The 23,959-nt window shown below is 64.3% G+C and carries 21 protein-coding genes; 11 read left to right on the top strand and 10 right to left on the bottom strand.

The window, feature by feature from the left end:
• The first annotated feature begins 7 nt into the window (after window positions 1-7).
• Window positions 8-1,027, top strand: coding sequence for a LacI family DNA-binding transcriptional regulator (locus LFT43_RS17110; protein WP_395798811.1), 1,020 nt, complete (start codon window positions 8-10; stop codon window positions 1,025-1,027).
• 51 nt (window positions 1,028-1,078) lie between these two features.
• Here the strand turns inward: LFT43_RS17110 and LFT43_RS17105 are convergent, their stop codons facing one another.
• The 6 genes from LFT43_RS17105 to acs all read right to left on the bottom strand — a co-directional run bounded on the left by LFT43_RS17105 (window position 1,079) and on the right by acs (window position 9,514).
• A complete protein-coding gene (locus tag LFT43_RS17105; protein ID WP_395798808.1) occupies window positions 1,079-1,858 on the bottom strand; it encodes a DeoR/GlpR family DNA-binding transcription regulator in 780 nt (259 codons plus the stop codon).
• 29 nt (window positions 1,859-1,887) lie between these two features.
• On the bottom strand, window positions 1,888-3,957 hold the full coding sequence (locus LFT43_RS17100; RefSeq protein ID WP_395798806.1) for a beta-galactosidase: 2,070 nt from the start codon (window positions 3,955-3,957) through the stop codon (window positions 1,888-1,890).
• A gap of 6 nt (window positions 3,958-3,963) precedes the next feature.
• Window positions 3,964-4,875 (bottom strand): carbohydrate ABC transporter permease, encoded by a 912-nt coding sequence (locus tag LFT43_RS17095; RefSeq protein WP_265981327.1) that lies wholly within the window; start codon window positions 4,873-4,875, stop codon window positions 3,964-3,966.
• Window positions 4,872-5,876 carry a carbohydrate ABC transporter permease gene (locus LFT43_RS17090; protein ID WP_395798803.1) on the bottom strand — a complete coding sequence of 335 codons (1,005 nt, stop codon included), beginning with the start codon at window positions 5,874-5,876 and terminating at the stop codon, window positions 4,872-4,874. The genes LFT43_RS17095 and LFT43_RS17090 overlap by 4 nt, the downstream gene beginning before the upstream one ends.
• Before the next feature lie 75 nt (window positions 5,877-5,951).
• Complete coding sequence (locus tag LFT43_RS17085) at window positions 5,952-7,268, bottom strand: ABC transporter substrate-binding protein (RefSeq protein ID WP_395798801.1); 1,317 nt, start codon at window positions 7,266-7,268, stop codon at window positions 5,952-5,954.
• A 197-nt stretch (window positions 7,269-7,465) separates the two neighbouring features.
• Window positions 7,466-9,514, bottom strand: a complete 2,049-nt coding sequence (gene acs, locus LFT43_RS17080; RefSeq protein ID WP_395803142.1) for an acetate--CoA ligase — start codon at window positions 9,512-9,514, stop codon at window positions 7,466-7,468.
• Window positions 9,515-9,938: 424 nt separating this feature from the next.
• Here acs and LFT43_RS17075 point away from each other — a divergent pair, with 424 nt between their 5' ends.
• From LFT43_RS17075 to LFT43_RS17065, 3 genes are read left to right on the top strand one after another with little or no spacing between them, the layout of a single operon-like run.
• Window positions 9,939-11,147, top strand: coding sequence for a hypothetical protein (locus LFT43_RS17075; RefSeq protein WP_395798799.1), 1,209 nt, complete (start codon window positions 9,939-9,941; stop codon window positions 11,145-11,147).
• An 11-nt stretch (window positions 11,148-11,158) separates the two neighbouring features.
• Window positions 11,159-11,950, top strand: a complete 792-nt coding sequence (gene nth / locus LFT43_RS17070) for an endonuclease III (RefSeq protein ID WP_395798797.1) — start codon at window positions 11,159-11,161, stop codon at window positions 11,948-11,950.
• Window positions 11,947-12,627, top strand: a complete 681-nt coding sequence (locus LFT43_RS17065) for an NUDIX hydrolase (RefSeq protein WP_395798795.1) — start codon at window positions 11,947-11,949, stop codon at window positions 12,625-12,627. Before nth ends, LFT43_RS17065 begins: the two co-directional genes overlap by 4 nt.
• A 64-nt stretch (window positions 12,628-12,691) precedes the next feature.
• Here the strand turns inward: LFT43_RS17065 and LFT43_RS17060 are convergent, their stop codons facing one another.
• From LFT43_RS17060 to LFT43_RS17050, 3 genes are all read right to left on the bottom strand, one after another.
• Window positions 12,692-12,892 (bottom strand): YegP family protein, encoded by a 201-nt coding sequence (locus LFT43_RS17060; RefSeq protein WP_395798793.1) that lies wholly within the window; start codon window positions 12,890-12,892, stop codon window positions 12,692-12,694.
• 225 nt (window positions 12,893-13,117) lie between these two features.
• Window positions 13,118-13,981: a CHAD domain-containing protein gene (locus tag LFT43_RS17055; RefSeq protein ID WP_395798791.1), complete on the bottom strand. Its 864-nt coding sequence runs from the start codon at window positions 13,979-13,981 to the stop codon at window positions 13,118-13,120.
• Window positions 13,982-14,025: 44 nt separating this feature from the next.
• Window positions 14,026-15,720 (bottom strand): bifunctional 3'-5' exonuclease/DNA polymerase, encoded by a 1,695-nt coding sequence (locus tag LFT43_RS17050; protein ID WP_395803140.1) that lies wholly within the window; start codon window positions 15,718-15,720, stop codon window positions 14,026-14,028.
• 229 nt (window positions 15,721-15,949) lie between these two features.
• On the opposite strand from LFT43_RS17050, the gene ssd reads away from it, so the two are divergent.
• The 7 genes from ssd to LFT43_RS17015 all read left to right on the top strand — a co-directional run bounded on the left by ssd (window position 15,950) and on the right by LFT43_RS17015 (window position 21,576).
• Window positions 15,950-17,164: a septum site-determining protein Ssd gene (gene ssd / locus LFT43_RS17045; RefSeq protein WP_395798789.1), complete on the top strand. Its 1,215-nt coding sequence runs from the start codon at window positions 15,950-15,952 to the stop codon at window positions 17,162-17,164.
• Complete coding sequence (locus LFT43_RS17040) at window positions 17,161-18,462, top strand: TadA family conjugal transfer-associated ATPase (protein WP_395798787.1); 1,302 nt, start codon at window positions 17,161-17,163, stop codon at window positions 18,460-18,462. Before ssd ends, LFT43_RS17040 begins: the two co-directional genes overlap by 4 nt.
• A 425-nt stretch (window positions 18,463-18,887) precedes the next feature.
• Window positions 18,888-19,250 carry a type II secretion system F family protein gene (locus LFT43_RS17035; RefSeq protein WP_395798785.1) on the top strand — a complete coding sequence of 121 codons (363 nt, stop codon included), beginning with the start codon at window positions 18,888-18,890 and terminating at the stop codon, window positions 19,248-19,250.
• A complete protein-coding gene (locus LFT43_RS17030) occupies window positions 19,250-19,912 on the top strand; it encodes a type II secretion system F family protein (RefSeq protein WP_395798783.1) in 663 nt (220 codons plus the stop codon). The genes LFT43_RS17035 and LFT43_RS17030 overlap by 1 nt, the downstream gene beginning before the upstream one ends.
• A gap of 196 nt (window positions 19,913-20,108) precedes the next feature.
• Window positions 20,109-20,453, top strand: coding sequence for a DUF4244 domain-containing protein (locus tag LFT43_RS17025; RefSeq protein ID WP_395798781.1), 345 nt, complete (start codon window positions 20,109-20,111; stop codon window positions 20,451-20,453).
• Between the two features lie 209 nt (window positions 20,454-20,662).
• Complete coding sequence (locus LFT43_RS17020) at window positions 20,663-21,094, top strand: TadE family type IV pilus minor pilin (protein ID WP_395798779.1); 432 nt, start codon at window positions 20,663-20,665, stop codon at window positions 21,092-21,094.
• Window positions 21,091-21,576, top strand: a complete 486-nt coding sequence (locus tag LFT43_RS17015; RefSeq protein WP_395798777.1) for an Rv3654c family TadE-like protein — start codon at window positions 21,091-21,093, stop codon at window positions 21,574-21,576. The genes LFT43_RS17020 and LFT43_RS17015 overlap by 4 nt, the downstream gene beginning before the upstream one ends.
• Here the strand turns inward: LFT43_RS17015 and LFT43_RS17010 are convergent.
• Window positions 21,573-23,897, bottom strand: coding sequence for a DEAD/DEAH box helicase (locus LFT43_RS17010; protein WP_395803137.1), 2,325 nt, complete (start codon window positions 23,895-23,897; stop codon window positions 21,573-21,575). The two genes, LFT43_RS17015 and LFT43_RS17010, sit on opposite strands and share 4 nt — an antisense overlap.
• Between the last annotated feature and the right edge of the window lie 62 nt (window positions 23,898-23,959).

Here is a 23,959-nt window from a genome sequence, read left to right as displayed (position 1 = left end):
GATCACCATGACAACTTCGGCAGTGCACACCCCGCGCGGACCGGTTACGCGCAAAGACGTGGCCCGGTACGCCGGGGTGAGCACCGCCGTCGTGAGCTATGTGGTGAACGGTGGTCCCAAGAAGGTGGCGCCGGCTACCGAAGCCAAAGTTCAGGATGCCATCCGAACCCTGGGGTACCGGCCGAACGCCACCGCGCGTGCGCTCAAAATGGGTTCCAACCAAACTGTTGGTTTGGTGATTCCGGACTCCAGCAACCCGTTCTGGGCACTGCTGGGGCACGCAGTCGAGCTGGCGGCCGCCGAGCGCGGATATGCCCTGTTGTTGACGAATTCCGACAACAAACTGGACTCCGAACGCCGCCACATCCGCAACCTCGCCGCCCGGCAGGTTGATGGAGTGGTCCTGGCCAGCGTCATGTTTGAACCAGACCTGCTGGAGCTTGTGGGAGCCGGAATCCGCTCGGTCCTGCTTAACCATGCCTCGGTCGCTCCCGGATTCACCAGCGTGGGCGTGGACCTCGAGGCCGGTGCCCGGCTGGCCGTGGAACATTTGATCAGCCACGGCCACAAGAGCATCGGCCTTGCCATGGGAACGACGGCGGACAACGAAGCTGACGGAAGGGAACGGGGTTGGCTGCAGGCGCTGCAGGCTGCCGGCCTGCCTGTTGGACCCCTTGCCCGGGCCCGGTTCGATCGCCCGGGAGGCTATGAGGCAGGGCAGCGACTTCTGGCCTCGGACAACCGTCCGACGGCGATCTTCGCAAGCTCCGATATGCAGGCAATCGGGGTTCTCCGGGCAATCCGCGAGGCCGGTCTGTCGGTTCCGGAGGATATTGCCGTGGCGTCCTTCGACGGTTCGGTTGAGGCCGAATACAGCTGGCCGGCGCTGACCACGGTGGAACAGCCGGTGTGGGAGATGGCAGAAGCGGCCGTGTCCGCGCTGGTGGGCGAGGATCGCAACGAACCCCCGCAGCACAGGGTCTTCCCGACCCAGCTCCGCATCCGGCAATCGTGCGGCTGTCCTTAGCGGTTCTTCCCGGTTTCCAGGCATCCCCTAGGACCACCCCAGACCCGACCGTCAGGGTGTTGCGATCCTGAGCTTCCCGACGCCGTCGGCGAGAATGCGCCGGGCATCCTCGCCGAGACGCGAGTCCGTCACGAGCACGTCGGCTTCCTCCAGCTGGGCAATCGAGGCGATGCCCACCGTTCCCCACTTGCTGTGGTCCGCCAAAACCACCACGTTGCGGGCCGCACTGATGAAGGCCCGGTTGGTTTCGGCTTCCTGCAGGTTCGGAGTGGTGAATCCTGCGTCTGCGTCCATGCCGTGGACGCCCAGGAACAGCGTGTCGAGGTGCAGCTGCTTCAGGGCGGCCGTGGCAATTGGACCCACCAAGGCGTCCGACGGCGTGCGCTCGCCACCCGTGACGATGACCGGGAAACGTTCGCGCGGACCTGAGGCATTGTGGAAAAGGTCTGCAATCCTGATGGAGTTCGTCACCACGGTGATCCGCGGGCCGTCAAGGAGTTCCTTGGCGAGCTCGTAGGTGGTAGTTCCTGCGCTCAAGCCCACGGCCATGCCTTCGTGGACGAGGGTGGCAGCCTCGACCGCGATCGCGTGCTTCTCCTCGATCAGCTGCGTGGACTTCAGCTCGAAGCCTGGCTCGTGGGTCCGCGCATCACCGGGTATCTTGGCCCCGCCATGGATACGCTCCACGAGCCCTGATTCCTCAAGCGACTCGATGTCGCGCCGAACGGTCATCGCGGAGACGCCCAGCAGTTGAGCGAGATCCGAGACACGGACAACCCGTTCGCGCTGGACGGCGTCGACAATGGCGGTGTGGCGCGCTGCCTGAAGCATCGGGGCCTTTCTGGAAGGACGGCAGGTGGTTAGGCGGGAGTGGCGACGACGGCGACGCCCCCGGCAGTAAGGATTAGCGTACCTCCGGTGGCGGTTCCGCTCAGGAGCTCGACGCCGTCGAGCGGCACAGCCACGTCCTGGGGGCTGTGGTTGATGACGAATGTCCAGTCCTTGGTGCCGTTGCTCCTGCGGACGATTTCCACGTCTTCCGGAGGCTGAACACCCAGGACCGGCTCCACCGCGGCGTCCGAGCAGAGGAGCTGGACCAGTTCGGCCAACCCCGTTAGGCCCAGGCTGGTGGCGACGTAATAGGCGGCACCGCGTCCGCGCGCTCCCGCCCGGCGGGTCACCGCCGGAGAGCCACCGACGCCGGACCCGCCCCGGCCCGCAGCTCCGGGCCCCGCACCGCCGTCGAACGTGGCGAGAACCTCAGCGTCGGTCGCCTTCCCCAACTCGCTCCACAGAGTCCCGGAGCCGAACTGGCTCAAGCCCACGGCGTCGCCGGAACGCAGGGGGAAGAATTCCTCCATGCTCACGCCCAGGAGCTCGGAGAACGCCCCTGGGTAGCCTCCGCCGTTGACGGGGTCCATGCGGATGTGGTCGTTCTCGTCTACGATTCCGGAGAAATATGTGATCACCAGGGTTCCACCGGCTTCGACGTACTCGTGGAGCTTTGTGGCACCTTCATCCGTGACCAGATACAGCATGGGCGCGATCACCAGCTTGTAGCCGGAGAGGTCGTCGGTGCTTTGCCGAATGTCCGTGGTGATGCCGGCCCGGTAGAGGGCATCATGCCAACGCCGCGTTTCGGGGACGTTCCGGGCGTCCTCGCTGGGGTGCGAGTCCAGTTCGGTGCCCCAGCGGGCATCGGTGTCGTGGATGATGCAGGTCTCGGCCTGGACCGTGGAGCCGGCCACCTCCGAAATGCGCTCGAGCGCACGGCCCAGCTGCACTACTTCGCGCCACACCTTGCTGTCTCGGCCGGCGTGGGGGACCAGTCCGGAATGGTACTTTTCGGCGCCAGCCCGGGAGGCCCGCCATTGGAAGAACAACACCCCGTCGGTTCCTCGGGCCACGTGTTGCAGGGAGTTGCGCAACATTTCACCCGGCACTTTGGCCACGTTTCGGGGTTGCCAGTTGACTGCAGAGGTGGAGTGTTCCATCAGGAGCCACGGTTTGCCCTGCGCCCATCCGCGGGTGAGGTCCGCCGTCATGGCCAGTTCCTGGAAGTTCCGCTCGTCGGCGGCAATCAGATAGTGGTCATTGGAGACGACGTCCATGTGTCCGGACCAGCGCCAATAGTCCACAGGGGCGTTCAGGCCCATGTTGAAGCCCATGAAATTAGTGGTCACCGGATGCTTTGAATGTGCCCGGATGATGTCCGCTTCTGCATTGAAGCACTCGAGAAGCGCATCGGAGGAGAACCGCGCGAAATCCAGTTGTTGGGTGGGGTTCACCCAGGTTCCGGAGCGGCGTGGCGGCAGGATCTCGGCCCAGTCGTAGTAGTGCTGGGACCAGAACGCCGTGCCCCACGCCTCATTGAGCGTGTCGAGGCTGCCGTACCTGTCCCGGAGCCACTTCTGGAAGCCGCGTTCCGCATGCGGACCGAAGTCCGGTTGGTTGTGGCAGCCGTACTCGTTGTGGACATGCCACATCACGACGACGGGGTGTTCGGCGTAGCGCTGCACAATCGCCGTCGTCAGGGCTGCTGCCGCTCGGCGATAGTCCGGGGAGCACGCCGCGAAAGCCTGCCGCGAACCGTAACTTTGCCGAACGCCGTCGGCATCGACCGGAAGCGAATCAGGGTACTTGCGGCTGAACCACGGCGGGGGAGAGGCGCTCGCGTTGGCGAGGTCCACGCTGATGCCGCTGGCGTGGAGAAGCTCAAGGACCCTGTCCAGCCAACCGAACTCGTAACGGCCTTCCTCCGGCTCCAGGAGTGCCCAGCTGAAGATCCCGACGCTCACCAGGTTCACCCCGGCTTCTTTCATGAGCGCGACGTCGTGTTTCCAGACCTCCTCGGGCCATTGCTCGGGGTTGTAGTCCCCGCCGAAGGCGATCCGGCCGCCCAGCTTGTCGACGATGTAATCCATGGCCATGGGTTTTTATCCTTTGCTGGAACCGAGCGTGAGGCCCGCTACGAATTGGCGCTGCAGCGCGAGGTAGATAATCAGGGTGGGTATCAGGGTGATCATGGCGCCCGCGGCAATCAGGTTGTAGTTGCTGAGGAACTGGCCCTGTAGGTTGTTGATGGCGGTGGTGATGGGCAAACGGTCGCCACTTTGGATGAAGAGCAACGGCCAGAAGAAGTCGTTGTAGATGAAGATGACTTCCAGCGTGCCGAGCGCTGCGAGGGCGGGTCGGCAGAGCGGCAGGATGATGTTCCAGTACTGCCGCCAGATTCCGGCCCCGTCCACCAATGCGGCCTCTGTGAGGTCGGACGAGAGGGCCTTCATGTAGTTGGAAAGCACGAAGGTGCAGAAACCGATCTGGAAGGCCGTGTCCACGGCGATCACGGAAATGTAGGTGTTGAGCAGGTTGCCGGAATCGCTGAAGGAGTACGGCAGCGAGAGATGCTTGAACATTTCGAACAACGGGGCTGCGAGGACTTGCGGTGGCAGGAGGTTGCCCGCCGTGAACATGATCAGCAGCGTGATGTTGAATTTCCAGTTCACCCTGGAGACGGCGAACGCCATCATCGAGGCAAAGAACAGGGTCAAGAGCACCGCGGGGGCCGTGATGAGCAGGGAGTTCAAGAGATACTTCGAAAACCCGCCCTGGGTCCAAGCTTGGATGAAGTTGTCGAAGCTGAAGCTGCCGCCAAAACTGAAGTAGCCGTACTTGTCCGTGTCGGCTTTGGGGCGCAAGGCCGTGTACAGGGACCAGCCCAGCGGAATCAACCACATCACTGCCATGACGGTCAGGAAGATATGGGTCCCGTAGTGGCGCTTGCCGGAGTTCCGGGATACGGCCGCGGCTCCTGCCGTGCTTGGGATGGGGTTGGCGAGGGTGCTCATGCCTTGCTCTCCTTGCCGAAGGTGCGGATGAGGTAGAAGACGATGGGGATCAGCGAAATAACGAGGAGGATGACCGCGAGGGCCGAGCCGACGCCGATCACCTGGCCTTCACCGACGAGGTTCTGGATCACCAGGGCGCTGATCAATTCAAGGCCGTTGGTTCCTCGGTTGATGATGTAGACGATGTCGAAGGCACGCAGCGACTCGATGATGGTGATCACCACGATCACGATGTTCACAGGCCGCATGGCCGGGAAGACGACGCGGAAGAACGTCTGCACGGCGTTGGCGCCGTCAATCGACGCCGCCTCCCGCAGGGTCGGGTCCACACCCTTGAGTCCGGCCAAGTACAGGAGCATGACGTACCCGGAATGACGCCACGTCGCTGCAACCATTGCTGCCCAGATATTGACATTGGAATCCCCGAACCAGTCCACGGCCCGGGGTGTGCCGGCCGTGCCGAGCAGGTAATTAAGCAAGCCGCTGTCGCGGTTATAGAAGAGTTGCCAGATCACGCCGATGAGGGCCAGGGACAGCATGACGGGCGTGAAAAAGATGCTCTGGTAGATCTTGCTGCCGCGGATCTTCTGGTCCAGGAGCACGGCCAGGAGCAGGCCGAGGGGCGTTGCGATCAGGGCCAGGAAGGCGAGCCACAGGACGTTGTGTTGGATGGCGGGCCAGAACGGGGGATAGTCCTGGACCACAAAGCGGTAGTTATCCGTCCCGGCTGGCTTGATGTCTTTGAGGTCCAGGCCGTTCCAGCGGGTGAAGCTCAGGGCAATGGAGAAGAGCGTGGGCAGCCAGACCAGCAGCAGTTGGATCAGGGTAGGCAAACCCACCATGATCGCGAGGACCAACTTGTCACGCCGCGTGAGGCGGCGGACTTTGCCTGCTTTGCCCAGCGGTCTGCCAGTGCCGCGATGACCCTTGCCGGCCGTGGTTCGCCCGGCAGCACCGGGCTCACTGTCCGGTGCTGCCGGCTTTTCGGCGGTAGTACTCATGGGGATTCCTTCAGTTTGCAAAAGGCGGCCCGACGACGGCGGGCGGAACCGCCGTCGTCGTTCCTGTCACGGCGACTACTGGGCGGCGTAAAGGGTCTTGGCCTGTGCTTCAAGGTTCTTAACGTCCACGGTGCCGTCCTTGATGAAGGACTGCAGCGCGGGGATCATCACGTTGTTGGCCATGGCGGGGAGGGCATCGCGGTCGAAGAATTGGCTGATGTACTTGGCGTTGGCGATGGTGTCCGCGCACTTCTTGTTCAACGGGGTGAACTTGGAGGTGTCGGCGCCCTTGACGGTGGCGATTTGTGCGGGGTCGACGGCGGCGTAGGCGTTTTGGCCTTCGGCGGATCCCATGAAGGCAAGGAAATCGTGGGCCGCCTTGTTGTCGCCGCCCTTCTTGGAGAGGAGCAGGCCGTCGATGGGGGCTTCGACAGCGTCGGTCCCTTCCACCGCGATTTCCGGGAACGGGAAGAAATCGATGTCCGCCAGCACCGTGGGATCGGTGAACTGCTGAGTGACGAACGAGCCCAAAAGGTACATGCCAGTCTTTTTGGCTTCGAGGGCCTTGGCAGCATCCTGCCAGGTCTGGCCAAGGGCCGCTGGATCCTGGAACGGCAGGAGGGCTTTCCACGTGTCAAAGACATCGCTAACCTTTTTCTGGTCCCAGCTTTCCTTGTGGGCGGTCAGGTCCACGTGGAATTGGTAGCCGTTGAGGCGCATGTTGATGTAATCGAACGTGCCCATGGCCGGCCAGCCGTCCTTGTCCGCGAAGCCGATGGGGATGATGCCGTCAGCCTTCATCTTGGCGGCCAGGGTCTTCAGCTCATCGAATGTCTTTGGTGCGGTGTAGCCCTTTTCGGCCCAGAAGCTCTTCCGGTAGAAGAAGCCCCAAGGGTAGTTGTAGTTCGGAACCAGGTACATCTTGCCGTCCGAGCCGGTGGACGCCTTCTTCATCGCGTCGGAGAAGTTGCCGCCGATGGTTGCCCATACATCGTCTACAGGAGCCAGGAGACCCTTCCCTGCGTAGTACTGCATCCGGTAGCCGGCGAACCACGTAAAGGCATCGTCCGGGCTGCCTTGAAGGTAGGAATTGATCTTGTTCTGGAAATCGTTGTGCGGGACAGTGTTGGTGGCCACTGTGATGCCGGCCTTCTTGGTGAAGGCGTCGGTGACGGCCTTGTAGGCGTTCTTGGGGACGTCGTCCGAGGCGTACGAGCCGAAGGTGAGGCTGTTCGATGAGGCTCCCGGAGCGGGGCCGGAGCCGCCGGTGCAAGCAGCCAACAGCGGGATGCCCGCCAGGCCGGCAGCTCCGATACCGAGCGTTTTCAGGATGGTGCGGCGTCCAGGCCCAGCACTGTGGGCCGACTGGAACGGATCAAGATTCGCTGCCATGTTCTCTCCCTTGAAAGCGTGGTGCTTGTGAGTTATCTCACGTAGAACTCGACTATAACCACTCAAAAGAGAACATGAAAGAACGAAATATAACATTCTTGCGACAGTGTGTTTCATGACAAAAGCGGCGGTCCCCGTGGAGGAGGACCGCCGCCTTTGTGCGGTGGATTGGCGCCTTGTGTAGCTTGGTGAATTGCTTACTTCTTCAGCGACTCGGCGATCTGGGCCATGATGGTGGGGTCCGACAGGGTGGTGGCGTCGCCGACTTCGCGGCCTTCTGCGACGTCCTTGAGGAGGCGGCGCATGATCTTCCCGGAGCGGGTCTTGGGAAGTTCGGGGACCACCAGGATGTGCCTGGGTTTGGCGATGGGGCCGATTTCCTTGCCGACGTGGCTGCGCAGTTCCTGGACGGTGGCGTCGCCGTCGTTGACGGCGTCCCCGCGCAGGATCACGAACGCGACCACGGCCTGGCCGGTGGTTTCGTCCGCGGCTCCGACGACGGCAGCCTCCGCCACGGCGGGGTGGGAAACCAGGGCGGATTCGATTTCGGTGGTGGAGAGCCGGTGCCCGGAGATGTTCATGACGTCATCCACCCGGCCCAGCAGCCAGATATCACCGTCCTCGTCCTTCTTGGCGCCGTCGCCGGCGAAGTACATGCCTTCGAAGCGGGACCAGTAGGTTTCCTTGAACCGTTCCGGGTCCCCCCAGATGCCGCGGAGCATCGCGGGCCAGGGTTCGCGGACCACAAGGTAGCCGCCGTGCCCGTCCGGGACGGACTCGCCGGCCTCGTCCACGACGTCGATCGCTATGCCCGGCAGCGGAACCTGCGCGGATCCGGGCTTGGTCGAAGTGACCCCGGGCAGGGGCGCGATCATCTGGGCGCCGGTCTCGGTCTGCCACCAGGTGTCCACGATCGGGGCCGGGTGGTCCTTCTTTTCGCCGTTCTTGCCGGCGTTGCCGCCGATGACGTCCCGGTACCACATCCAGGCCTCGGGGTTGATGGGCTCACCCACCGAGCCCAGGACCCGGATGGAGGACAGGTCGTACTTGCCCGGGATGTCCCTGCCCCACTTCATGAAGGTCCGGATGGCCGTGGGGGCGGTGTAGAGGATGGAGACCTTGTATTTCTCCACGATTTCCCACCAGCGGCCCTGGTGCGGGGAATCCGGGGTGCCTTCGTACATGACCTGGGTGGCCCCGTTGATGAGCGGCGCGTAGGCGACGTAGGAGTGGCCGGTGACCCAGCCGACGTCGGCGGTGCACCAGAACACGTCCGTCTCGGGGTGCAGGTCGAAGACCGCCTTGTGGGTGTAGGCGCCTTGGGTGAGGTAGCCGCCGGTAGTGTGCAGGATGCCCTTGGGCTTGCCCGTGGTGCCGGAGGTGTACAGGATGAACAGCGGGTGTTCGGAGTCGTGCCCGACGGCGGTGTGTTCCGTTGAGGCGGCGCCGACGGTATCGTCCCACCACTGGTCCCGGCCCTGGACCCAGTCGACGGGTTCGCCGTTGCGCCTGACCACCACGACGTTCCGGACGGCGTGGCCTTCGCCGTTTCCCTTGGAGGACAGTGCTTGGTCCACCGCGGGCTTGAGCGGGCTGGGCTTGCCGCGCCGGTAGGTGCCGTCCGCGGTGACCACGAGCTTGGCCTCGGCGTCGTCGATCCTGGAGCGCAGGGCGTCGGCGGAGAATCCGCCGAACACAACCGAGTGCACAGCGCCGATCCGGGCACAGGCCAGCATGGTGATGACTGCCTCGGGGATCATGGGCAGGTACACGGCCACCCGGTCGCCCTTTGCCACGCCCAGGGACTCGAAGGCGTTGGCGGCCTTCTTGACCTCCTCGGTTAGCTGCGCGTACGTGTAGGAGCGGGTGTCTCCGGGTTCGCCTTCGAAGTAGATCGCCACCCGGTCCCCGAGCCCGTTTTCAACGTGCCGGTCCAGGGCGTTGTACGCGGCGTTGACCTGCCCGCCGACGAACCACTTGGCGAACGGCGGGTTGGACCAGTCAAGGGCCTTGCTGAAGTCCTTGTCCCAGTCCAGGAGTTCACGGGCCTGCTTGGCCCAGAACGCGGGCCGGTCCGCATTCGCTTCCGCATAGGCTTCGGCGCCGACTACCGCATTCGCGGCGAATTCCGCGGTGGGCGCGAACTTCCGGTTCTCGTGGAGAAGGTTTTCGAGGGCATCGCCGTTGCCTGCCCCGTCAGATCCGGGTGCAGCGGTGGTCGTCGATCCATTGGCGTCCTGGGACATGTGAACCTCATCATTCATCGATCTCTGCTGCGCGGGTCCTGTGGTGGGCTGCCCTGCCCAAACACGTGTAGCATGCACGGCGTTGGGCTGCGGCGCCTCACGGGATTCCGCAAAGAGCTTTTCCGGAACCCACCTTAGCGTTTTGAGCTGACAACAAGTGTCTGCGGTCACAATCTGGACCGTGAGCGGCGCCTGATTCGCGCCGAACGGCTCCGACGGCTCTTAGGGTTGCTCCAAAAGCGGAGATCACAGTGACCGCCTCCCGGTCTCCGCGCAGGTGCCAGCTAGTGGACTGTCAGAAGGGTGGCATAGGCTGAAGAGGTCTCGAGACGCGAAGACTTGGCGCCCCTGCCTTGCCCAAAAACACTGGGTGCAGCCTTGGGCGGCAGCGTATCGGGCACCGCCGTACAAAGGAGATTTGCATATGAACCAGACGAGCCAAGGCCCGAAATACGGTGCGCTCGCGCCCGGATCGGCCCCCGAAGCAGCAGCTGGAGCCGGGGCACCAGAACCCGGCAGCAAGACCTCCCCGAAGTACCAAGCGGTACTGGGACCTTTCACCACCCGGGACATGACTGTTTTCGGCTCCACTTTGCTGATGTTTGTAGGCTCCCTCCTGCCGATGTTTGCCGGGCGCTACAACCTGTGGAACCTGGACAACCTCTTTTTCCTGGCCTTGGGCATCGTCCTTCCCCTCGTGGTGGCGGCGTTGTTCGTTGCGCGGCGCCTGCAGCCGGAGAACGTGGTGAGAATCGGTTCGCTCTCGATTGACCAGTTCGCTTCCGTTGTGGCGTCGTTCGCCGTGACCATGTTCTTCCTCTCCACAGCAGGCGCGTTTACTGTTTACGCGCTGGTCGGCCTGATCGGTTCGGTGGGCCTTCTCGCTGCGACGGTCCTGGCTCCGCACTTGCCGGTGCTCCGCGAGGACTTCAAGGACCGGGCCGAACAGCCCGCGCACGTTGTGGCCCGGGAAGCAGCCATCCCAACCCGCAAGCCCGTCGCGCCGAAGCCGGTGGTGCCCAAGCCCGAAGCCTCGCCTGAAGCTTCCGCCCCCGCCACCCCGGAGCGTGTCACGGCGGCGGCCGTCACGTCGGTGCCCGAAACACCAGATCCCGAAGCTTCAGCGCCGTGGGCTCCGGCAGCTGCCGCTCCGACGTCGTTCGGTCCAGCTGACGCAGTACCGTCCAGTCCGGCAGCAACACAGTCCGCTGACACCGCACCCGCCGCTGCCTCCGCCGCCGGGGACGCCGCCGTCGTACCCGCCGAGACCGCCAGCCCCACCGGAACCGCCACCCAGCACATCGGGACAGTCGACACGGCAAGCGCGGGGAACCAGCCCAACCCGGAGCAGCCCAATCTCGAGCAGACCAGGGCGCATCAGATCATCGGAGCCACCGTTGATCCGGCGACGCGAAGGGACGAAGAAGAACACGGCTCAGGATACGGGGCCTTCTGGTTCGCCGTGGCCCATCCCCGTACCGTCGTCGACGAGCACACAGGAATCCCCGTCTTTACCATCGAACCGGGCACGTGGGTCCTGGCCCTTGAGGACCGGGGCGAGGAATTCCTGGTGCAGGATACCGATGGAAAAGTGGGCATCCTACGCGATCTCAGCCACATCGAACGCGGCTAGCGATGCCCGCCGTGGACACCGCCGTCGAAACCCCGCTGGCCTTGAAGCGGCGTGCGCGCAAAATCAACAAAGCACTCGCCGAGCTTTATCCCTACGCCCATGCGGAGCTTGATTTCCGGAACCCGTTCGAACTTGTGGTGGCCACGGTGCTGTCCGCCCAGACCACCGACGTGTTGGTCAATCAGGTCACCAAGATCCTGTTTTCACGCTATCCGGATGCCAGGAGCATGGCCGAGGCCGAGCCCGCCGAGCTGGAGGCGATCCTGCAACCGACCGGTTTCTTCCGCGCCAAAGCGCGGAACGTCCTGGCCCTCAGCACCCGCTTGGTGGACGAGTTCGACGGCGAGGTTCCCGGCAGTCTGGAAGATTTGGTGACGCTCCCCGGCGTAGGGCGCAAAACCGCGAACGTCGTGCTCGGCAACGCTTTCGGCGTTCCTGGAATCACGGTGGACACGCATTTTGGCAGGCTTGCGCGCAGGTTTGGGTGGACGACGTCCGAGGACCCGGTGAAGATCGAATTCGACGTCGCCGAACTGTTCGAGCCCAAAGACTGGACCATGCTGTCCCACCGGGTGGTTTTCCACGGACGCAGAGTCTGCCATGCGCGCCGGCCGGCGTGCGGCGCGTGTCCGGTGGCCAACTGGTGTCCCAGCTACGGTGAAGGCGAAACCGATCCGGCCAAAGCCGCCAAGTTGCTCAAATACGAACTGGCGCCGGGCAACGAAGCACTTTTGGCAAGGCTGCTCGCCGAGACCCACCGTGCCGCGGAGATTCGGATGGAATCGCAAAGGAGCCCACGATGACCGCGCTGGAAGACTTAGTCAGCCTCATCTCCAAGATTGATTCCGGCCTTCACCCAGGCCCTGATCCGCGGATTGCCGCCGCAACGGTGGATCCAGACAAGGCACGAAGAGCCGCTATTCTCATGCTGTTCGGCGTCTTGGACGATGTCCCCGCTGAATCCGGGAAACCTGTGGCCCCGGCCGACTTGGATGTGTTGCTCCTGGAACGCGCGCACACCCTGGACGATCATCCGGGGCAGGTGGCGTTCCCTGGCGGCAGCATCGATCCCGGGGATGAGTCCGCCGTCGCGGCAGCCCTTAGGGAAGCGGTTGAGGAGACCGGCCTGGACAGCGGAGGCGTGCAGGTGCTGGGCGTCATGCCGGAACTCGGGCTGATCCGCAGCAATTTCGTGGTCACCCCGGTGTTGGCATGGTGGGCATCGCCCTCGCCCGTTCGCGTTGTGGACTATGCCGAATCGGCGCAAGTGTTTCGAGTTCCCGTGCGGGACCTCCTGGACCCGGACAACCGCTACACCGGGACGCTCACCCGATTCGGCCGGACTTTCTCGAGTCCCGTCTTCAAAGTCAACGGACTCGTGGTCTGGGGTTTCACCGGGATGGTGCTCAGCGGCCTTTTCGACGCCTTGGGCTGGACGGTTCCGTGGGACGCGGAACGGGCTCTCGAAATCGAGATCTAGCCCCCGCGGGTGTGCTGCTCGCAGGCCGGGCGCCCGCTGGCGCGCCTCGCGTCGCCGGATCCCGCTACGCCGCGCGCCGGACGGTTTTTGAGTGGTCCACGACGATGCCCGTGGCGGCATTTTCCCGTACCGCGGTGATGCCGGCGACTACGGCTTTCAGGTGTTTGAACTGCGGAGACTCCGCGACCAGCGTTCCGTCGGCTGCCATCAGCCGGAAACGGTAGCCATCTTCGCCGTCTTTGAGAATCTCGAATCGTCCAGCCATCGTTGCTGTTCCCCCTTGTATGCTGCCTCGCACAGATAGTGCGTCCTTGCACTGTGGTGTCCCTCACTCGGAACGCCATGAATGAGCCTATCCAGAAGGAAGGAGAGTGCTGAAGTTACTTGGGGGTAGATGACTTGCCCGGGTCATGCCAAGTTCGTTTCCGCCATATGACTCGCTTTGCGCCTTGCCGGACGCTATGGTTCCGGACTTCCAACGACGCGGTCCTCAAAAGGTCAGTGCTCGCCTCGGGGCCGGCACCGGATATTCCGCAATGGCCATCCGGAATTCTTCTTCCGCGTTGAGTCGCCGCCGGACTTCCAATGCCTCCAACCTTTGGACATCGCCCGCGTCTACGCCGGGGGTGTTCGCCAGTTCCCTGATCCAGTTTCCGGCCACGACGGCGTCGTGCTGCTCGCCCAACAGCCGCTGCAGACCGATCGCCGGTTGGATCACTCCAGCAGCATGGTGGCTGAAGGCATCCGCAACCGCCTCCACGGAGTACCGGAGGCACTTGACGTCTTTGCGGGCCTGGTGGAGCGCGGCATTGCGCACGTCCAGGTCGTCGCTGCCCGACTCCTCCGCGAGGCTGTGCTGCAGCCGCTCCCACTGGACTTGGAGGCGCTCCGCAAGATCCGCCGTCGGGGGCTTGTATTCCTTGGCATCGGGGGCGTCCACTAGCACGGCCCTGGCAGCCCGCACTGTCCGCCTGCTGCGCTTGCGCCTGCCGAGCGCGGACGCTAGCCGCGCGCTGGACGATTCCAGTTCCTCAACGGCCAGGCGCAAAAGCTCGGGAGCGTTCCATGAATCCTTCGTGTCAAGGGAGAGCCGTATCCTCTGGGCCAGGACGTAGGCATCCCGGGACTCGCCGAGCGACGTTGCCAGCCACCCGACTTCCTCGCGCGCCGACCGGGGGAGCTTTGGGACCAGCCCGCGGTAGCAGCTGAGCACGGAACGGATCCGGCGAAGTGCGAGCCTGGCATTGTGTACGGCTTCCGGATCAGCCGCGCCGATCAACGGCAACTGGCCCTCCAGCTCTGTCAGCTGGAAGGCGATGTATGCGGCCAATAGCGTCCGGCCTTTGCTTCCCACGGGGCAATCGTCCTCCGCAGTTGAGCCGTGGGCAATAGGAGTGCCTACTTCGCTTTGTCGTACGAATCGACGACGGCGATACTCACCGGAAACTCCACTGGAACCCGCCCGAACAGCAGCTCTTTCGCGGCTGCGGCGGCCTCCTCGATGGCACTGATGCAGGCATCCACCGACCCGATAGGTGCGTGAACCATGACTTCGTCATGCAGGAAGAACACGAGTTCCCCGGCAGGCAGGCCATCGGCGCGCACCGTGCGCAGCCGCCGTCGAAGTTCGGCCAGCCAGCACGACGCCCAGTCCGCTGCGGAACCCTGCACCACAAAGTTCCGCGTGAAACGTCCCCGGGACCGGGCGATGCTGTCCGCCCGCCGCTGTTCTTCCGCCGTCGTGGATTGCTGGCTGCGGATCCAGCGGTACGACGGCGGCGGGCTGCTGCGGCCCAACCTGGAAGTCACGGTTCGGCCGGCTTCGCCGTCGCGGGCTGCCTGCTCGACGTAGCCGACTGCTCGCGGATAAGTGCGGGTCAGCTGGGGCATGAGCCGCCCTGATTCGCCCGTCGTGGCGCCGTAAATTGCACCCAGCAACGCGATTTTGGCCTTCGCCCGGTCGCCACCGAAGCCTTGAGCGGCGATGCCGGCGTACAGATCCTTGTCCCGGGCAGCCTCGGCCATCTTCGAATCCTGGGCCAGGGCCACCAAAACCCGCGGCTCAAGCTGGGAGGCGTCGGCGACGATCAACTTGTAGCCCGGGTCGGCATGCACCGCGCCCCGGATCTGGCGGGGGATCTGCAAAGCCCCGCCTCCCCTGGAAGCCCAGCGGCCGGAAACCACACCACCCACCACGTACTCGGGACGGAATCGGCCTTCAGTCACCCACGCGTCCAGCCAGGACCAGCCATTGGCCGTGAACAAGCGGGAGAGCTTTTTGTATTCCAGAAGGGGCTCGATGGCCGGGTGCTTTGATTCCTTGAGTTCCCATTGGCGGGTTGTCTTCACCTCGATGCCGTTCCGGTGGAGGGCACGCATGAGGTCCTGGGATGAGTCCGGGTTCAGCCTGGGAGTATTGAGGATCCCGCGGAGCTCGTTGCAGAGCGCCTCGAGCCGGGCTGGCCGGTGGCCGACCGGAGGACGGGGTCCTAGGTGGCCTTCTAGGATTTCTTCGTGCAGTGCCTCCTGCCAGGGCACCCCGGTGAACTGCATTTCCGCGGCGATCATGGCGCCGGCGGATTCCGCGGCCAGCAGGAGTTTCAGGCGGTGCTGGCGTCCTTCTTCCGTGGAAGCCTGGCCAAGCGCGTCCTGCTGGGCCGCGAACTCGGCCCGGATGTCGTCGAGGCCGGGCTGCGTGTTGCGCGGGACAAGATCGTCAAAAAGCGCGTCTTGCTCGGCGGGGGCCGGGGGAGGCTGCAGGATGCGCGGAGGAACCGGCATTTCATCGTCCTGCGTGAGCTTTTCCGCACTGCGGGCGTAGTCGGTGTCTGCCGTGAATTCCGAGTGGACCAGGATGGCGCGGCAGAGCGTGAGGTCATGGCACCGTTCCAGTTCCACTCCGGCCAGAAGCATCGCCGGGTACCAATCCTGCGTCCGCTTCCAGATCCAGCGCGGCCCCCGCTTTTCCAGCCCGCGTACGACGCCGGGAAGATCGGCTTTTCTTACGACGCGCGGCTCTGCCAGGGCTGCTCCAGCGGCATCGCATTCCTGAATAGCTGCGCCGTCTGGATGGGCGGCGAGCAGCAGGTACATGATCTCAATTCTGCCCTGCGGTTCGGTGGATCCTTGCACGTTGCGGACAACTGCAGTCCGCAATCCTTCTGAGCGCAATCCTTCGGTGCGCAATGCTTCGGTGCGCAATGCTTTCGCGCAGAGCTTCGTTCGGGCGGACTCGTCCTCCACAGGGTCTTTTGTGGATGTTCGTCCACATACGCCAATACGGTTCTTCAATGCCCCGGGGTAACCGGGGGACAGTGGCTTCATGAGCGGGCAACATCTCCAACAGAGCGACGACAGTGGTGGCCGGGCCGGTGGCAGAGGCGGCGGTGGGCGTCGCGCCGAGATGCTTCAACGTCGCGGCCACCGGCCAAGGACATCCGGTACGGGGCCCGGGCCCGATCCTGGCCCGGTGCCGGGGGAGTCATGGCTTCCCGTCGGTTCCGCCGAAGTCCTGTTGGTGACGGGCAATACCCGGCTACAGGCTGAGACGGAAAGGATCGCAGCGGCCGTAGGTGCCAGCCTTCGGACCGCGGTCGATTCGTCCGAGGCCTTGTCGGTGTGGGACTCCGCGCGGATGGTTCTTCTGGGCAGCGATATCCGCGAACTGCCGCCCCGCCGTCGTGCACCTTCTGTCTTGCTGGGACTCAACGGTGAGGGGGACTCCTTGTGGCAGTTGGGAGCGGCCTTAGGGGCCGAACGGGTCGCCGTGTTGCCGGAAGCTGCGGCATGGCTGGCGGAGCACCTCAGCCGCTCCCATGCCCCTGACCCCGGAGGCCTGGTGCTCGGAGTGACAGGAGGATGCGGCGGTGCAGGTGCCTCCACGGCCGCAGTCTGGCTGGCTCAGGAGGCGGCCGTCCACGGGGTGCGGACATTGTTGGTTGATGGTGACCCCCGGGGAGGCGGTCTTGAGCTTTGCCTTGCTGCGGAAGACGCGCCGGGGCTGCGCTGGCCCGATCTTGCCGGTGCCAATGGCAGCATCGACCCCGGGCAGCTGAGCGACTCACTGCCCGTAGCGGGCGGATTCTCTTTCCTGTCCTGGCCGGGCAGCCGGGACCGTGCCCCGGACGTCGGGGCGGGTGCAGTCGCAGCTGTTCTGGATTCGGGCAGACGGGGTTTTGAACTGGTCATTGTCGATATCGGCCGAGGAACGGAATCGCTCGGCAGCTTCGGCTGGGACTGCGACAGGATCCTCTTGGTAGCCCCGGCACAGCTCCGGGCAGCCGTCGCCAGTGCCCGGCTGCTCCAGGAGCTGCCGCCCGTGGAAACGGCGCTCGTGATCCGCGGGAACACCGGTTCTGCCGTGGACGGACCCCTCATTGCCGAATCGCTTGGCCTGCCCCTCCACGGCTACCTGCCCGAGCTTCGGGGAACCACTGGGGCCGCGGAGCTTGGACGCCTCTTGGAATTGGGTAAGCGCAAGGCTGTGCGTCGCTTTGCTGGATCCGTCCTTCAGCTGCTCGATGACGGAGCAGCATGAGTACGCCTGGATTCTCAACCGGCGGGCGCCGGCGTCTGTCGCAACGCCTGGACGCCACACTCCTTGAAACCGTTCGGGAAACGGTTATGTCCGACGCCGGACCTGTCACGCCATCACGGGTGGCCGCCGCCGTCCATGCCACGGGTCGCCTACTCGGAACCGCTGGTGCGCTCGCCGCGGTCGAATCGATCAGCGCTGAACTGAGTGGGCTGGGGCCTCTCCAACAACTTGCACGGGATGCCTCCGTGACGGACATCTTCGTGAATGGCCCGGACTCCGTCTGGTTCGACCGCGGCAAAGGGCTGGAAAGAGCCCAGCTGCACTTTGACGGCGAACCTCAAATCCGTGCCCTGGCCTCCCGGCTTGTGGCAGCCGGCGGACGCCGCTTGGACGACGGATCACCCTGCGTCGATGTCCGGCTCGACGGCGGCTACCGGGTGCACGCGGTGCTTCCGCCGATTTCCACCGCCGGAACCTTGTTGTCCGTGCGGATCCGGCGCGAGGAAGTGTTCTCCATGGATGAGCTTTGCGAGGGCGGAATGTTCGGGTTACCCGTACAGCGGGTGCTACAAGCCATGATTGAGCGCAGGTTGAGCTTCCTTATCAGCGGTGCCACCGGGTCCGGAAAGACCACATTGCTGTCCACGATGCTCGGGCTGAGCAGTCCCGATGAGCGCCTTGTACTGATTGAAGACGCCTCAGAACTGAACCCGGTGCACCCGCACGTCGTGTCTCTTGAGTCCAGGCACGGAAATCTTGAAGGCGGCGGCGTCCTGGACCTCGGCGAGCTTGTCCGGCAGGCGCTTCGGATGCGGCCGGACAGGCTCATCGTGGGCGAATGCCGAGGAGCCGAAGTCCGCGAACTGCTGACGGCACTTAATACCGGCCATACGGGTGGCGGCGGCACGATCCACGCAAACACAGCCGCCGCCGTTCCCGCCAGGCTCGTTGCCTTGGGCGCCCTTGCAGGTTTGAGCCGGGAAGCCGTCGGCCTGCAACTTTCAACAGCATTGGATGCCGTGGTCCACGTCGAGCGGACCCCTGCCGGAAGGATGGTTTCGTGCATCGGACTATTGGCGGACGGCCGAACAGGCCAATCCGTGGTGCCTGCCTTGGAGCTGCGCGAAGGCGTCGCTGTTGCCGGTCCCGCCTGGACGGAGCTTGCAGCCCGCCTTGAGCTGGACCCAGGGCTCCTGCCTGCTTCGCCTGAGTTGCCGGGGCCGCAGGCTTCGTCCGAATTGCTCGGGCCGGATGGGCGGATTGCCCGTTCAGATCATCGTCTTGGGGCTGTCGCGTGACCGGGATCTTCATATTCGTCCTTGCAGGCGCTGCGTGGGTCACGTTCCAACCGTCCCGGCGACGTGGCAAACGGGTAGTGCGCGCTCTGGCACCCACTCCCCCGGTCCCGGCTGTAGCGCGCAGGCCGTGGAGACGCGCCCGCGTGGACGCGTTGCCGCTAACGGTGCTCGTACAGCAGTTGGCTGCCCTCCTCCGAGGCGGCCGGTCGCCGTCAAGGCTTTGGGAGGAACTGTGGATGGTTCATGGTTGCAGGGATCAGGGCAATGGTTCGGTCGACGCTGGGGTACCAACGGCACGCGGGAAGGCTTCGGGATTACCCGGGCTGTCGTCCGGATCCCTTCGCGTTTTGGCGGCAGCGCGGTCGGCCTCCATGATCGGGGCGTCCGTCGCCGAAGCCATCAGAACGTCGGAGGCGAAGGATCTTATGGACGGCCTTCCCGTAGAACGGCGAATCTGGGGAGAACTTGCCGCCTGCTTGGAAGTTGCCGAGGCAAGTGGATGTCCGTTGGCGGACGTGTTGACGCGGTTTGCCTCCCAGCTTGAAGCGGAAGACGACGCCGGTGATGCTCGGCAAACTGCACTGGCAGGACCGAAGGCCACCGTCCGTCTCCTGACATGGTTACCCGTGTTCGGGCTTGGACTGGGCACGGTGCTGGGGGTGGATCCCTTGGGGATCCTGATGGCCAACGGCATCGGATTGGCGGCATTCGCGGCGGGGATCGTCTTGACGATAGCTGGCAGGATCTGGTCGTCGCGATTGGTGCTGGTGGCGGCGGGCATCGACTGATGGATTCGACTTTCCCTGCCATCGCGGTGTCAGTGGTCTTGACTTCCGCAGTAGTCCTCGGGCTGACGAATCCGGGAAGATCCCGGCAGCATACGGCCCTGCGGATGCTTCGCGGCTCGCCGGGGGGCATTGAGCCGCTGAAGCACCTTCATGGGGGCCGGCCTTCTGGCGCGGCCCGGGATTCCGAGGCCCGGAATTCCCAGAGGCGGCGATCAGATAGGCACGAAGGACTGCATAATGTGCCAATGATTCTTGAGTTGGTGGCAGCCATGCTCGATTCAGGGGCGGGACTTGGACGGACCCTCGAATTGATCGCTGGATGTGCGAGCCCGCAGCTCAGCCGCTCCCTGGGATCCGTGGTTGCCGCCCTGGACATCGGAACGGACTGGGAGACCGCATGGCGGAGTTCGGGCCAGCAGTGCGCTGAAGCACGCAAGCTCAAGGATGCTCTGGCCTTCGCCGCCCTGACAGGCGCGCCGTCCTCGGCCATTCTTTATGCCCAGGCAGCCCGCCTGCGGCGTGAACAGTTCAGGGCTGCGGAAAAGCGCGCAGCGGCCCTCGGGGTGAAACTCGTCATCCCGCTGGGCTTGTGTTCCTTGCCCGCCTTTATCTGTCTCGGAGTCGTCCCGGTTCTGTTGGCCATGCTTCCGTCAGCGGGATAGTCGGGCGCGCGGCCTGAGCCGGCGGCCGCGCTTGAGCCTGGTGCGGCACGTGACGCTGCCGCTCGAGTTTTCCTCCACATGAGGTGCCAGAAGCGAGTTTTCCACATAGAAAACTTGGGTCCTTTTGAAGACCAGATCCCAACGGGAGAGTCGAAGTATGGCCAGCAGCAAGCCGGTCCCAGCGAAAGGAATTGAAATGAATGCAACTGCGGAGACCTTGATCCAAGCGGCCCCTTCCCAGCCGGAGGCCGAGGTTCTGGGGCCGTTTCCGGGCTCACAGCGCAACCAGCCTGTCCGTCCGCCCATCCACCCGCGCTCCTCCGGCGAAACAAGCCCCACGCGGTCCGACGCGGAGCTTCCTGCAACCAGACCGTCAAAGAGGCGGCATATGGGGTCCGAGCTTGGGATGGCCACAGCCGAGTATGCCATCGCCACGCTTGCCGCGGTGGGCTTCGCCGGACTCTTGGTGGTCATCCTTCGCAGCGAGGAAGTGCGCGGCTTCCTCCTCAACCTCATTCGCAGCGCACTCGCCCTGCCATGACGAAGAGGCAGGGATCCAAGCATTGCGCTGAGAATTCGGTACGCCGGTGGGCACGGGCTGCCAGGCGCTCGCGGCACAGCATCATCGCTCGGTGGCATTCTTCTGCCGGATGGTCTTCTTCGGAGGAGAAACGTCATGGCTCGGGGAAGGGCCGTCGGGGCCTCGCTCTCCCCGAGAGAGATCAAGGTGCCGTCACTGCGGAGTTCGCAGTGGCACTGCCAGCTGTCTTGCTTCTTTTGGCCCTACTTCTCGCCGGGTCCGCGGCCGGAATTACCCAGCTGCGTTTGGAAGAAGCAGCGAGGGCCTGTGCCCGGGCTCTGGCCCGCGGTGATGGAAATTCGGCCGTGGACGGGATCGTTCGGAGGTTGGCAGGGGATGCCGCCGTGGCTGTTGTTTCGGAAGACGGCGAATGGATCAAGGTCACGGTCTCCTCCCCGGTGGCTGGCCCGCTCGGATCCCTCATCCCATGGACGCTTTCAGCCTCGGCTTCGGCCAAGGGAGAGACGCCTCGGGCGTCAGCGGCCACTTTGCCCTTCTCCGATGTCGGGGACAGGGTTGTTGATTTCAAGGGTGCCGCGCCAGTGGCGGCGCCGGTGCCGAGGCTGGGACTCCAACGCCTTGTGGAAGGGGTAGCGGCGTGAGGGCAGATACCGCCCGCGCCAATCGCAGCCGCGGTCCGACGGAGTGCGGCGTCGGTGCTGGGGTTGCCTGGGTCAATGCGGGCCCTAGCAATGCGGAACGCAGCGTGAGGGCCGGTGTCGCCCGCGCCAATGCGATCCGTAGTAATGGGGAACGCGGCTCCGGCACCGTCCTGGCTCTTGCCTTGGGTCTTGTCGTCATGATCTGCATGGCCGGAGCACTCACGTTGGCCCAGGCCGCAGCGATGACGCAACGCGCCGCCACCGCCGCCGACCTTGCCGCACTCGCGGGAGCGGACGCCGCCCGTGGACTGACAGCAGGGGATCCTTGCGTCGTCGCCAGCGAAGCCGCTGCGAGGCACGGAGCGTCGTTGTCGGCCTGCACTCTCAGGCAGGGTGAGATCGTGGACGTCCGCACGGAGTTGGTTCGCGGCGCGGTTTTCGGGACGGCCACAGGCCGTTCAAGGGCTGGTCCGCCGCCCTAAACAGCGTCCCGTAGGAGGACGTCGATCAGGGTGACCGCGGCATCCTTGTCCAGGGGGTTGTTCTTGTTGCCACATTTGGGGGACTGGACACAGGAAGGGCAGCCGTTCTCACACTCGCATGCCTTGATGGCGTCCCTTGTGGCGGTCAACCACACTTTGGCTTTCTCGAAGCCACGCTCGGCAAATCCAGCACCGCCTGGATGGCCGTCGTAGACAAAGATCGTGGGAACTCCTGTATCTGCGTGTAGCGCTGTTGAGACTCCGCCGATGTCCCAGCGGTCACTTGAAGCTACCAAAGGGAGAAGCCCGATCGCGGCATGCTCAGCAGCGTGAAGCGCACCCGGGAACTGTGCCTCGATAAGGCCCGCACCTGTCAGCGAGCGGTTGTGGACCACAAACCACACTGCCTTGGTGAAGAGATCCCTGGCCCCAAGTTCCAGCGGCTCTTCCCCTAGGACTTCATTGGAAATCAATGCCTTACGTTGGAAGGAAACTACCTGTGTTGTCACTTTCACTTCCCCGAAGTGAACTGCGATGTCACCCCATTCCATGGTCCGGAGAGTCTGCAGGACTTCGATCTGCGTCACGTCCCGGGCTGTCGTGTAGTAGTCCGGGTTGGCTCGCCGAACCATCACGCAACGGTCTTCTTCGTTCAGTTCCTCAACTAGGTAACTGTCACCCTGATGCACATAGATGGCACCGGTGTGCGCCTGGTAGTGCGTCTGCGGCGAATCCATGGTGCCCAACAGAGAGCCAGTCTCGGAATCCACGATGCTCACGGGGCCGCCGCCGTCTGCGCGCAGGTTCACCATCGCCGCGGCGCTCTCCGGGTGGGTCCAGAACCAGCCGGCGGGCCGTTTCCTCAGGTACCCCTGCTCCACCAGCTGATTCAGCAGAGGTTCGGACGTCGGTCCAAACAGGCCAAGTTCAGCCACCCCGATTGGGAGCTCGGCGGCCGCCGCGCACAAGTGGGGGCCGAGTACGTAGGGGTTCCCCGGGTCGAAGACGGTGGCTTCGACCGACACATCAAAGATTGCCTCCGGATGGTTGACGAGGTAGGTGTCCAGCGGATCGTCGCTGGCCACGAATGCGGCGATCGCGTCTTGGCCCGCGCGGCCTGCTCGTCCGATTTGTTGGAACAGGGAGGCCCTTGTCCCGGGCCAGCCGGCTACCAGCACCGCGTCCAGTCCGGAAATGTCGATTCCCAACTCCAACGCTGACGTGCTGGAGACCCCTAGCAGTTCCCCCGAGCGCAGGGCCCTCTCCAAAGCGCGTCTCTCCTCGGGTAGATAGCCAGAGCGGTACGCAGCAACCCGCTGGGGCAAGCTGGGGTCTACCTCGTCGAGGAGGCGCTTGGCGATGGATGAAATTGTCTCCGCCCCACGCCTGGATTTGATGAAGGCGATGGTCCGGACGCGGGAGGACACCAGGTTGGCCAGCATGTCCGCGGTCTCGGCCACGGCAGTCCTGCGGGCTTTTGCTCCGTTTTCGCCCTTCAGCTCGGTCAGGGCAGGTTCCCAAAAAGCCACTGTGGTGGAGCCGTGTGGCGAACAGTCCGCGGAAACTTCGCGGACGGGAGTCCCGATGAGCCGGGCAAAGGAAGTCCCAGGGTCCGAAGCAGTCGCGGACGCAGCGATGAACACAGGCTCAGGAAACGAGGTGCCGGCACCGTAGTACGCGCAGATCCGCCGGAGCCTTCGCATGAGGTTGGCGACGTGTGACCCGAACACTCCGCGGTAGCTGTGGGCCTCGTCCACGATGACGTACCGCAGCCGGCGGAAGAAGCGGGCCCACCACGTGTGGTTGGGCAGGATCCCAAAGTGCAACATGTCGGGGTTGGCGAGGATGAAGTTGGCGTGGTCGCGGATCCAGCGGCGCTGCGACTGGTCGGTATCGCCGTCGTACGTTTCGGCACGGACCGTGGGGAGCTTGAGGGAGCGGATCGCTGCCAGTTGGTCGGCGGCGAGGGCCTTGGTGGGGGAAAGATAAAGGGTGACTGCACCGTCGTCGTGGATCTTGCCCGGTTCGGATAGCACCCGTAGCTCGGAACGATGGATCGCGTCGAGGGCAGGCAACTGATAGGCAAGGGACTTCCCGGACGCGGTGCCTGTGGCAATGACGACGTGTTGGCCCGAGTGGGCGAGTTCGGCCGCTTCGATTTGGTGGCGGTAAGGTTCGTGGATGCCCAAGGTTCCGTAGGCGGCAACGATATCGGGATGGGCCCAGTCCGGCCATGCCTCATGGATTGCTTGGCGTGCAGGAATGGTTCGGACATGTCGCAACTGCTCCGGGTCCGGGCTCCTGCCCAGCAGGGAGATCATAGATTCAGTTGCGTTCACTTAAACATTCTGTCATCGCGCCGGAAACCGACCGCTGTTGAGGC

This window comes from Arthrobacter sp. FW306-04-A (assembly GCF_044358315.1).
GTDB lineage: Bacteria > Actinomycetota > Actinomycetes > Actinomycetales > Micrococcaceae > Arthrobacter.
This window is presented reverse-complemented; position numbering and strand designations above follow the sequence as displayed.